The organism is Isosphaeraceae bacterium EP7, from assembly GCA_038400315.1.
Classification (GTDB): domain Bacteria; phylum Planctomycetota; class Planctomycetia; order Isosphaerales; family Isosphaeraceae; genus EP7.
Window position 1 is genome coordinate 2,566,493 of the sequence record CP151667.1, and the last position, 12,571, is coordinate 2,579,063.

4 protein-coding genes are annotated in these 12,571 nt (G+C 64.0%); 2 read left to right on the forward strand and 2 right to left on the reverse strand.

The genetic code is table 11. The features are described 5' to 3' along the window. Window positions 1-84 precede the first annotated feature (84 nt). Window positions 85-7,206, reverse strand: coding sequence for an SdrD B-like domain-containing protein (locus EP7_RS09810; protein WP_463527680.1), 7,122 nt, complete (start codon window positions 7,204-7,206; stop codon window positions 85-87). A gap of 387 nt (window positions 7,207-7,593) precedes the next feature. Between EP7_RS09810 and EP7_RS09815 the strand changes: the two genes are divergently transcribed. Further along, a complete protein-coding gene (locus EP7_RS09815; RefSeq protein ID WP_463527681.1) occupies window positions 7,594-8,208 on the forward strand; it encodes an RNA polymerase sigma factor in 615 nt (204 codons plus the stop codon). Between the two features lie 209 nt (window positions 8,209-8,417). Continuing rightward, window positions 8,418-11,513: a WD40 repeat domain-containing serine/threonine protein kinase gene (locus tag EP7_RS09820; protein WP_463528398.1), complete on the forward strand. Its 3,096-nt coding sequence runs from the start codon at window positions 8,418-8,420 to the stop codon at window positions 11,511-11,513. A gap of 264 nt (window positions 11,514-11,777) precedes the next feature. On the opposite strand, the gene EP7_RS09825 is transcribed toward EP7_RS09820, so the two are convergent. After that, entirely contained in the window at window positions 11,778-12,461 is a 684-nt protein-coding gene (locus EP7_RS09825) for a hypothetical protein (protein WP_463527682.1), read from the reverse strand. Window positions 12,462-12,571: the final 110 nt, after the last annotated feature.

A 12,571-nucleotide genomic window follows, 5' to 3' on the forward strand; every position in this document is an offset into this window, starting at 1 on the left:
TAATGGGGGCAAGCGTAAGGCCTCATCCGATCAGAGTTTCCCGTCTGGTTTATCCGAGGGAAGCATGTCAATGCCCCGAGCGAATCAGCCCGTGATTGGCTTGAGTGATCGCATCGGGATCGAGACGGTTGTTACTTGGGCCGCGCGCAAGCCCTGAATAGCCTGGGCACGCATCGCCGGTGTGAGACGTCCGAGGGGGCCCCTGGGATGGGCGAGGATCGGCTCGACGGCCCGTGGCACCAGCCCGGCGGCCCTGGAGGCCCTCGCATAGAACTCGTCGGATGCGAGGACCTTCACCACGAAGCTCTCAGGCGTCTCGTGGCGGGCGACGAGACGCCGGATCCAGGGGCGGGCCTCAGCGGAGGATGGGGCCCGGCCGAGATCGCCTAGATAGGTGCGCGTAACGAGCCGCGCGGTGGCCATCCGAGAGTTCAGGAAGGTACGAGCCAGGCCCTCCGAGTTGAACCGACCTCCGGCCAGTCGAATCCAAGCGTTGACCTCCCGCGGACTGGGATTCGTGCCGAGCACGTCCCGGTAGAGGCCACGGATGAAGGCGTCCGGCGATGTGTGGCTGGCCCGATATTCATTCGAACCGAGGAGCTTGGCCGCCAGAGCCGTGGTGCTCAGCCCTCCCCGCATGCTGGTGACCCAGAAGTCACGCTCGGCGGGCTGAGCGGCCCGCTTGAAGTACGACGTGTAGAACTGATCGACTTGAAGGCCGAGGTGTTCAGTCGAGTCGTAGAGGGCCCTGACCAGGTCCAGGCGAGTCACCCCGAAATCGAGTCGGGTGGTCAGCGTCTCCGCGACTTGCGAGGTGGGAGTCGTGCCGAAGATCACCTGATAAACCGCGTAGACGAAAGCCGTGGGCGAGGACACTGACGCGACGCTGATAGTGAAGGTTCGCGAGTCATGGATCGTCGACCGGAATGGGTTTGACACCAAAACGGTGACGGAATAGCTCCGGCCTCCCTGGAGGAGCGTCGGGGTCCAGGTGAAGGCACCCGTGGTGGGGTCGATGCTGGCCCCCACTGGCGCCCCCGGGGCCAGGCGATATCGCAGGACCGAGTTGCCCGCGGTTGCAGACTTCTTGGCGACAACGCCGACGGCCACGCCCGCGACGACCTGGACATCGGCGATGGGCGCGAGCAGCGTCGGGGCCATCCCGAAGGATCGGGCGGTGATTTGGCTGGCACCAGCGACGGCCACGGCATACCCTCCCCCCGCCGGCCCGGTTAGGGCCTGGCCGTCGCCGGCGATGACTCGGACCGTGTACGTGCCGTCTGGCAGGCCGCTGAACGCGTAATAGCCACCCGCCGTCGTGACCGTGGACCGATCGACGCCGGGGTCGAAGATGCCGTTGCCGTTGAGGTCGAGGTAGACCGTCACGCCCGCCTTCCCGACCTCTCCGGCGTCCCGGACCCCCGAGCGATTGGGGTCGCCGTAGGTCGTGCCGTTGATCTGACCCAGCTGGACATTGTTAAAATTCTGGCTTGTCAAATTCACGATGCCCCCGCCGACATTGATCGAAATGGGCTGCGGGGTGATCGTGGACTGGTTCAGGAGGTAGCCGATCGATCCGATACTCGAACCGTTGTCGTCGCCGTAGAGGAGATCCGGCAGGCCGTCGCCATTCAGGTCGGTCGCGATCAAAGACACGGGCCCGGCGCCGGTGAAGACAGTCGGTGGGGAGGACGTGTCGAATCCGCCGGTCGAGCCGGGGTCGTTGAGGTAGATAGTCGTATAGGCGAAATTGTTCGGATAGGGGTTGCCTGAGTTGGGATTCACGGGAAGGATCGCGAGATCGGGCAGCGAATCGCCGTTGAAGTCGGCCGCGACCAGGTTGGTCACGACCTGCGGGTTCGTGAGGCTGAGCGGTGCGAGGATCGCCTGGACCGCCCAGTTCTGAGTGCCCCCCTGCGAGAGGATCATCACCTGGAATGGAGCGACGCCAGAGACTACGGCCACGTCGGGCATGGAGTCGCCGTTGAAGTCGGCCACCGCGACGGGCCCGCCCCCGGGGTTCTGCGACGTGAAGACGGCGTAAGATGTCACGGAGCCGAACATGCCGGTCGCTGTACCGTAGGCGATGTAGAGGGAGTTCTGGTCGCTGGTGACGATGTCGGGGAAGGTGTCGCCGTTCATGTCGGCGACGGCGAGGCCGAATTGCTCGCCGCCCGCCGGAAAGACAAAGTTGGCCTGCAGCACCTGGGCGGCCCCTCCGCCGGGGAGCAGCACGACAATCCCGCCGCCGACACCAGAGATGTTCTCGTAGACGTAGGCGACGCCGTTCGACTGTGAGCCGGAGACGAAAAGGCCCGACGCGCTGGCCATGGACACGATGCTCGATGGGAGGCCCTGCCAGTAGTTCGGGTTGTCGGTGAAATTTCCGAGGCCGTCGTTCTGCAGGAGCTCAACCGACCCGTCAACGTTGATGACGACGATGTCCGGTGTGCCGGGGCTCCGCACATCGGCCGCCACCAGTAGCTGGGTGTTTCCGGCGGCCGTGTTCACGGCATCCAGGTAGGTTTGGTACGAACCAGTCCCGTTCGAGAGCACAATGTCGATCGCGTTGACGTTGTAGGTTTGCTCGAAACTCAGGACGCCCGAGGCAAAGTCGATGATCCCGTCGTTGTTGAAGTCGGCGGCTGCCAGACCGCTGGGGTATCCTGATGATCCGAAGAGCTGGTTCGTGGTCCCAGGGAAGGAGAATGTTGCCACGACAGGGGACGTCTGCTGCCACTGGGTGCCGGGGGCCTCGGTGATCGTGTAGGGCCCCTGCGCCAGGCCGCTGAACGAATAGTTGCCCGAGGCATCGGTGATCGTGGTGGCCACGGCTTGCCCATTCTGGCTGAGCGTGACCGTGACCCCTGCGAGGGGTGTCTCCACCATATTCAGGCCGGCATCCGTCAGCCCGTTGCCCGTAATCGTCCCGCTCACCGTGACGTACGGCAGGACCCCGAAGTTCAAACCGGTGTCATGCTGGTAGGGGTTGTTGCCAATCGGCGAGGGAATCATCGCCTGCGTGGTCAGGTAGTAGGTCGCCGGGATCGTCGGGATCACGCTGAAGTTGGTGTTGAGCGGGACGTTATAGAAGATGTACCCGCCGGTCGCGTTGGTGATTGTGGTCGGCTCGCCCGGGTCAAACTGGCCATTGTTGTTGAGATCCAGCACAACCGAGATGTTGGGCAAGCCAGGATCGGACGGGTCGTTCGTACCGTCGTTGTTCAGATCCACGAAGACAATGCCGGAGACGCTGGCCAGTTCGTCGATGGCGAAGTCGAGGTCGACGGGGTTGCCCTGGCTCACGAAGACGCCCGGGTTCGTCGAGGCGGCGTCGAGCTGGAATCCCTGGGGGACCGTTACGTAGACGTTGAAAGTGCCGGTCGTCACTGGCGGCGAGAAGAAGGCATAAAACCCGGTCGGACCGGTGGTCGTGAACGGGTCGACGGTCGAATCGAAGACACCATTGCCGTTGACGTCGATGTAGACCTGAATTCCGGAGATGCCGACGTTACCGTTTTTGGGATCCGAGACCGTCCCGCTCAGGATCGGCGTTGGCGTCAGCGAGGCGGATGTCGCGGAGAAGACCGGGACATTGAACCCGTCGTTGATCCTGGCATAAACGACGTAGGGGATGGGATAAAGGCCGTCCAGGTTCCAGTTCGCCGTCATGGCCGGGCCGGTGTAAGCCAGCACCGGCTGACCGCCGATGAGCGTCCCATTTCCCATGAGGGCCGCCGGCGTGGAATACAGGCTAACCGTCGTCTGGCTGGCGAAGGCCGAGTCGACCTGAGAGCCGATGCTGATGGTGGCGTTGCCCGACTGGGCCGGGCCGGGCTGGACCCCGCTGACGGCGACCAGCGGGCGGAACCTGTGATAGGTGGCCGTGATCGTTGGCTGGCTGACCGACTCGCCCGGCGCGGCGACCAAGGTGGTGACGATCGTGTAGGTGCCGGGCTTCAGCGATTGTGTCGGGTCGCTCGCCGAGGCGACGAAGTGGAGGGCGGCGGTCGAGGCGGAGCTGAACGCCGGGACCGCCTGGGCAACCACCGCGATGCCGGCCGGGTTCATCACGACCAGGTTCGAGGAGATCAGGCTCTGGCCCCAGTCGGACTGCACCGTCACGTCGGTGGCACCTGCCGAGAGTTGGTCGTCGCCGATCGTGAACGTGGTCGTGAACGTATACGTCTGGTTGGCAGGGGGAGGTGCCGGGGTGTTTTTCAGGTTGTTCACCGACTTGGTGCCGATCACCTTCACTGTCTTGGAGGCATCGCTGAATTCGTACTCGATGCCGATATCGAACTTGCGGACGATGTCCAGCTCAACCCAGGCCGCGACGAACCCGGTGGGATTGCCGTTGTTGCTGTTGTAGTCCATCAGGAAGTCGATCTGGCCGAGTTCCTTGCCGCCGATGAACGGGATGTGGGCTGGCACCCTCACGTCGGCCTGGGCGCTCAGGCTGAGCGCGAACTGGTCGTCGCCGAGGTCGTGGAACGTGAAGGACGTCGTCAGTTGAAAGACGTCGTCGTACATCGAGAACGACGCGGTGACCTGATAGAGCCCCTGCGCCCAGTCGAGCGTCACCTGACCGCTGCCCGTTCCGTAGAGGCCTTCCGGAAGCGTGGGGGTCGTCGTGATGGGCGGCGGGGTGGTCTGGCTGATAGCTCCGATCGCGAAGCCGGCGTCCAGTGTCAGGCCGTCCTTGTCAACGCTGAACGAGCCTGCGGCGCTGAAGATAGTGACGCTCGTCCCCGCGATCGACACCTCGCCACCGAAGTCGATCCCCATGGCCCCGGACACGATCAGGTTGTTCGGCTGGTCGATATTCTGGACCGTCGCCGACATCATATTCAGGAACAGGCCCGTGTCGCCGATCTCGATTCCCTCGCCGGTCGCCGCCGAGTACGAGAGCGAAAGCTCGTCAAGCTTGCCATTGACGAATGCAATGCTGCCGCCGATCGCCCATCCCTGGGGGAAGAGGACCGAGACAACGACGCTGAAGGTCTCGTTGGGGGCATAATTGACATCGAGCTGCTCGATGGTGAACGCACCCAGCTGGACGTCGTTGAGGGCCAGCGTGAACGCGCCAATGGAGACCACGCCGTTGTCGATGGTCAGGCCATCCTGGCCGCCCTGACCAAGGATCACGCTGGCATTGAAAAGCTCCGGGACCGTGATGCCGCCGGTGATCTGATAGATCGTGCTGCCCGGCTCGCTGACATAAACCAGGTTCAAGGCGTCGAAGTCGATTGCGAGGCCGAAGAGGTCGAGGTTGCCGTTGAGCGTCATATTGACGTACTCAAGAGTCCCCCCCACGATGACCAACCCTGCCGAGATGGACGTGCCGTTGTTGTCGTAATTCCCCTGTAGGCTAGCGGAGATGTTGCTGCCGGACACTGCGATCGAGAGGGCCCCGGAGACGCTGTAAACCGAATTCGCCCCGGCGTCCTGATAGGAGAATGCGAGATCCTTGATGTTGAGGGTCAGCCCGGCGAAGACCGCCGTCCCGTTCAGGTCGAGGTTGAACGCCTGGAGCTGCCCTCCTTGCACGACCAGGCCCTGGCCCGGGAAGCTGGCAGAGAAGCTGATCTGCCCCGCGGTATCAGAGAAGCTGACCGGCCCCCCCGTGATCGCCACCTGCGAGGGTACGCCAACCCCCTGAGAGGCCGTATACGCCATCGTCAGTTTGTCGATGCTGAAGGCCAGGCCACCCAGACTGGCCGAACCGTTAATCGTCAGATCGAAATTCTGCAACTTCCCATTCGAGACGACGACACCGGCCCCAGGGAAGCTCGCCGACAGGCTCAACCCCCCCGCGGTGAAGGTGACCGGTCCACCCGTCAACTTATAGACTTTGCCGGCGGCCGCGTAATCGATGGCGAGGTTAGTGACGTCGAAGGTCGCGCCGGCGAGGCTAGCGTTGCCGGACAGCTGGAAGTCGAAGTCACTCAGCGTGCCGTTGGTGACGACCACTCCCGCGGCGGGGAAGCTGGCCGAGAAGCTCAGGCCGTCCGCGGTGAAGGTGGCCGGTCCACCCGTCAACGTGAAGACCTGTCCGGCGGCCGCGTAAGTGATGGCGAGGTTGGTGACGTCGAACGTCGCGCCGGCGAGGCTAGCGTTGCCGGTGATTGACAGGTCGAAGTCTTGCAGCGTCCCGCCGGAGACCTGCACACCGGATCCGGGTAAGGTCGCCGAGAAGCTCAGGCCATCGGCGGCGAAGGAGACGGGACCGCCCGAGATTGCGAAATAGGACGACACTGCTCCTTGAGATGGGGTGTAGGCGATCGCGAGATTCTGCGCACCGAATGTAGCGCCGCCCACGCTGACACCGGCGGACACGGCGGCATCGAAAATGGCAAGGCTGCCGTTGACGATCGTCAGGCCCGGTGCGGAACTCGGCCCGAAATCCGCAGTGAGTGAGAGGTCGCCCGAGGTGCTGGCGATCCCAGCGCTACCCCAGAGCGAGAAGACGTCGTCGGTGCCCGATGTGGAATATGAGACCGACAGTCCCTGCGCCGAGACCGTCAGGCCGGCGATCGAAAAAGTCTGGGTGAGCGTGGCGGACACGCCGGTCAGGCTGATCCCGGAGTGGGCGACGTTCACGTAATTCGAATCGTCAACCTCGATCGTCAGGCCGACGAATGTCGGCAGCGTCAGAGCTCCCTGGAGCTGGACTCGTGAATCCGTCGTGTCGATCGACCCCGGGTTGTTGAAGCGGAACTCATCGAATGCCAGGCTAGCACCGGCGACCGAAACAGCATCCCCGACGAGCGAGACCCCCGGCCCTACGAGGTCGCCGACGTTGAAGCTGCGAGTGCCCTGGAACAGGGGAACCAACACATCGCCTGCGTCGAGCTTGGTGCGGATCGTGCTGCCCGCGATCTCGAATGTGGAGTCGGCCGAGCCCGTGTCGAACGAGACGGATCCATCGATCTCGACGAGCGGAGTGAAGGCCTCACCCTGGGTGGGAGCAAAACCGACCTGAGTCGTGCCGGTGGCCGTGTACTGAGTGCCGAGAATATTGAAGTTCGCGGACGAGAACAGTAACGAGCCAAGCTGCACCTGGGTCGAGGCGAGCAGCATTCGCTCCTCGAGCCCCTCCACACCAAGCTTCCAGCCCAGCTTGAGGCTGCGAGGTTGCCTCAACCCCCTGGGAGAGGCTGGACGACGAGGCCTGAGGTTCGGCGAGATCAAGGTGCGAGGCATCGAGTAGGCTCCGCGGAGGGCTGGCACTGAGTGGAGAGTCAAGGGAGAATGGGCGTCAGGAGATGCCGATCCGCGATCCGGTTTCGGGGCTTTTGGCAGACTAGACTGCGGCGCCAGGTGGCGAGCGAGAACTCTCGGCCCGGTCAGCTTCACCCCGGGATTGAATCATTTGACCGGGCAGTCACAGATCTACCCGGTCTGCGGTAGTCGCAGTCGTTGGCTGGTAGTCCCGTCGCGACTTCGCGGCTCGATTCCACATGCACAAAGTCAGCGAATACGAGGGAGTCACCCCTTTTCTGCAAAACCTGACAGCGCGTGCTATTTTTTCTGGTGGAGGTCGATTCGTGGTGGACGAAACCCACCTGAGTAAGGGGTTGCGGAGTTGTAATGGATGAACGATCGCTCTCGAGAACAAGTGCCAGCCTCCTTGAAAGGCTCCGGGGCGAGGCCGCAAACCCAGTCGACTGGGCCGTCTTCGTCGGGAGATATGGCCCGCTGATCTATGGTTGGTGTCGCGGCCTGAAGTTGCAGGAGGCCGACGCTCAGGACGTGACCCAGGACGTACTGACCAGGCTGGTGTCCAGGCTCCGCTCGTTCCGATACGACCCGTCGCAGAGCTTCCGTGCCTATACCAGGACGCTCACCCATTACGCCTGGTGCGACTTCGTCGAGTCGCGAAGGCGCCCCGGTGCGCGAGGGAACGGTGATTGCCGGTTCCTCAATCAACTCGACCACGTCGTCGCGCGGGACGACCTCCAGACGCAACTCTCCGACGCGTTCGATCGCGAGGTGCTGGAGATGGCGATGGAGCGGGTCAAGAACCGGGTCGAGACGAGAACTTGGGAGGCGTTCCGGCTGACGGCGATGGAGGGGTTCGCCGGCACCCAAGCCGCCGAGAAGGCCGGCATGGGGGTAGCTGCCGCGTTCAAGGCCAAGAGCAAGGTCCAGCAGATGCTGCGTGAGGAGGTCCGCCGGATCGAACAGGACATGGCGGCTCTATGAACGGGACTACCTGCCCCGCACCCGACCTGCTGGCCAGAATGTTGCAAGAAGAATTGCTCCCCGGTCAGTCCGAGGATGTCGAGCGACACGTCGCTGACTGCCCAACCTGTCAGGACATGCTCGAAGCTCTGACCGACGACAAACGTTTCCTCCCCGGTCCGGCCCTAATTCCCGGTGATCCGGACTCCTCTGCGTTTCTCCGCCGTCTCATGGGCCGCCCGCCAGAGGCACGCTCGGGCCAGCGCACGCCGCTCGCGCCCACAACTCTGGGCGACGTGCTTTTACATCGGAGAGGGGGCCTCCCGGACATCCCCGGGTACGAGATCCTGGATGAACTCGGGCGAGGTGGCATGGGCGTCGTTCTCCGCGCGCGCGAAGTCCGCCTCAATCGGATCGTGGCGATTAAGATGCTGCCGCCGGGCGGATTGACGTCTCCAGAGTTGATCTCGCGATTCAAGGGTGAGGCCGAGACCATCGCCCGGCTGGAGCATCCCAACGTCGTCCGCATTCACGCTGTCGGCGAGCATGAAGGCCTCCCTTATTTCGAGATGGAATATATGGTCGGCGGCACCCTGGCCGACCGTCTCGATGGCACTCCATGGGCCCCGCGAAAGGCGGCGATTCTTGTCGAAGCATTGGCCAGGGGGGTCGAGGAGGTTCATCGGCTCGGCGTCGTGCATCGCGACCTGAAGCCGAGCAATGTGCTGATGAATCTCGATGGCTCACCGAAGATCGGCGATTTCGGTCTGGCCAAAGATCTCGCCGACGATTCGGGCCTGACCGGGACCGGGGTCTTGCTCGGCTCCCCCATCTACATGGCCCCCGAGCAGGCGGAGCACGGGGCCCGGCAAGCTGGAACGGCGGCCGACGTCTACTCGCTGGGCGCGGTACTTTACGAAGTCCTCACCGGACGGCCGCCGTTCCGCGGTGCAACCATCTTCGAGACCTTGCGTCAGGTCCGTGTTAACGAACCGGTCTCCCCCTCCAGTCTTGTGCCGGGGCTGCCTCGCGACGCCGATACGATCACACTGAAGTGCCTGGAGAAGGCCCCTGGCCGCCGCTATGCCTCGGCCGGAGAGTTGGCCGAGGACCTACGACGATTCCTCGATCACAGGCCGATCTTGACCCGTCGCACCGGGCCCGCCGGGCGTCTCCTCAGGATCTGCCGCCGCAACCCCTGGCAGGCCGGGCTAGTCGCGGCCATTGTCGTTCTGCTCCTGACCATCACGGGGGTCTCGATTACCGCGGCAATTCGGGTCGCACACCTGGCCTCGCAAGAGCGCAGGACCTTCTACTTCGCCCGAATGAACCTCACCCAGCTCGCCTGGGAGTCGGCTGACATACGCAGGATGCGCGACCTGCTCGCCCCGTACGGGCGAGACTTAGGCGCCGACGACCTCCGCGGCTTCGAATGGTATTACTGGTGGAGGCTGGCTCACCGGACCTCGGCCGAGTTCGCGGGCCACCGCGGCCTGGTCATCGCCGTAGCCTACTCGGGCGACGCTCGGACCCTCGTCACGGCTGCGCAGGAGGGGGTCATCATCGCATGGGACCTCGCCACCGCAACGGAGAAAGCCCGCTACAAATCGGCTCGCAAGATCCTCTCGCTGGCCGTTTCGTCCGACGGTGAGAAGATCGCGGTCGGCTGCACCGACGGCTCGATCCTGATCTGGGGACAGGGCGATCGCGCCCCTCGACCTCTGCCCAGAGTCGACGGCAAGGGAGTACTCGCTCTGGCCTTCCTGGATGGGCACAGGTTGATCTCTGCCCAGGATCAGAACCTCGACCGCGTCTGGGATCTCGATTCGTGGCGACTCGTCCGCGAATACTCCGGCCCGCCCCTGGCGGCCGGCCCGCTTCCCGACACTCACTATCGGATCCACGCATTCTCGGACGACGGCCGGTTGATGGCCGTCGCCGGCCTTAACGGCACGGTCCTCGTGCGCAAGACCTGCTGCGCCGGCGAGGCGACGCCATCCGTCGTGGACTCGTTCCGCGTCGGCGAGGTGGCCGCGAGATCACTGGCCTTCTCCGCAGATGGGAAGTCCCTGGCCGTTGGGGGGGAGGACCGTTCGATCACGATCCGCGATCTCGTGCGTCGGGAATCCCGAGACAAGCTCAGGAGCCATTCGGCCAGCATCTGGGGACTAGCCTTTTCTCCCAACAGTCGACGCCTTGCCGCGGCCAGCTTCGACAACACCATCACGCTCTGGGACGTCGAGACAGGCCGACTTGAAGCGACCCTCAAGGGGCACAGCGGCCCGATCAATAGCCTTGCCTACTCACCAGACGGTCGATCGATTGCCTCGGGGAGCAACGATGCCAGCGTGAAGCTGTGGAGCATGAGTACCGAAGGGGCAGACGCCCCCGTGGCTAGCCATTCTGCCGGCCTTGTTGTCGTCGCCTACTCGAGCGACGGCCAGGTCCTGGCCGCGGGTTGTCGCGATGGAAGGATCGTCATCTGGTCCGCCTCGAGCGGCGAGCGCATCGCTCAGATCGATCCGGCGCCGGAGAACCCGTCGGGCCATGCCGGCGAAGTCACCGCGATCCTCTACACCCCCGACGGCAAGACGCTCATCTCGGCCGGAGAGCATAGCCCGATCCGATTCTGGGACGCCAAGACTCTAACTCCCCAGGGGTCGATGGGTCGAAGTTCGCCCCCTGGGACAAAGCCAAAGTCTTACGTCTCGCTAGCCCTCTCCTCCGACGCAACGAAGCTATTGTCCGGCTGCGACGACGGCGAAGTTACGCTCTGGGGCCTCGCCGAGAGGGCAGCCCTATCCACCTACCCCGGCCGATCCAAGACCCTCTCCGCCGTCGCCATCTCGCCCGACGGCCGCACACTGGCCGCCGCGAATGGAGGCAATCGAATCGACCTCTGGGACGCCGCCGGTTCACGCCAGGACGGCGGCCTTGATCGAGCCGGCAGCGACTTCCGCTCGCTGGCCTTCACGCCTGACGGCAAGACGCTCTTCTCGGGCGATGCCGAAGGGCGCCTGATCAACTGGGACGTCGGCAGCAAACGGGCCAGGTCTGTCGCCCTGGCACACACCAATCACATCACCTCCCTCGCGATCCTCGATGGAGGCCGTACCATCGCCAGCGGTGCTAGAGACGACATGATCCGACTCTGGGATTACGACTCCGGCGAACTGAAGTCGACTCTCAAAGGACACACCGGCAACGTCATGTCCCTCGCTGTTTCCCCCGACGGGATGTCCTTGGCATCCGCAAGCCTGGACAGGAGTGCTCGCATCTGGAGGGCGGCGACCAGTGCCGAAACCCGTCTGTGGCTCGGCCCTTAGAGCGATTTTCATTAACTCTGGCGGTTGACGCGGTTATTTCTTCCCGTCGGGTGGATACGGATGATGAAGACCCATTCGATGAACCTACGAGAGTGGGTCGTGGCCGCTTGAGACGCCGGCGACGCGAGCCGCGAGCAGATCGCCGCGAGGTTCTCGGTCAGGCTCTCCTGGATCCGCGACCTGCTGCGGAAGCCTCGAAAGACCGGCTCGATCGCCTTGCGGCCCCGCGGGGGCGGGCGCTCACCGGCTCCGCGAGGCGGGTCATCACCCAGGAAATCGGAGACGCGTCAATCGCCCGGTCGAGAGGGCGGCGACACACGCCAGGCCGGTCGCGAGCAGGACGATCCCTCCGGGCTCTGGGACGGCCGCCAACGTCACACCATCGAGGGTCACGGACGATCCGGTGGCGGTTCCTCCCGAGAGGAGACGGAAGAGGATCCGGGCGTTCTGGCCTCCGAGCGGGCCGGCGATCGCGACCGAGATCGTCAGAGGCAGAGCGTCCGCCGCCGGGGAGACGGTCACCCCCGCCGCTGCATCTCCCTGACTGACGCCGGAGACGAGGTCTCGTATGTAGAACGAGTCGGTCATGCTGTCCACGGTCGGCACGAGCGAGAGGGACGTGAGGGGGTCGATCAGGGCGGCACCAAAGGCATTCGGCGGATCGCCGTCGGACTCGGACGTCAGTCCCGCGATCGTAAACGAGAGGGAAGGGGCCCCGACGGGGAGGGTGAAATCCTGGTAGAGGAAGACTTCCTGATCGATCGGATGTTCGGCAAGGGTGACCTTGCCGTTCGAGACAGTCACGTAGGACGGATCGGAGACGACCCAGCCGAAGAGGCCATTCGAGAAGTCGCCGTTGACCAGCTCGCCCCCCTGGGCCGGGGTGAGACCGGCCCCGAGGAGTGAGATCACCGAGGCGATGAGCCAGGCTCTCGCAGGATATCGCATGTTCATCAAAAATTCCTGTTGCAGTGTGGATCGGACCGGATGAAGAATCGGACGACGATCGGCCCGCCATGATACAGGACGCCGTGGAGGATGCAAGCAATCGCGGAGGG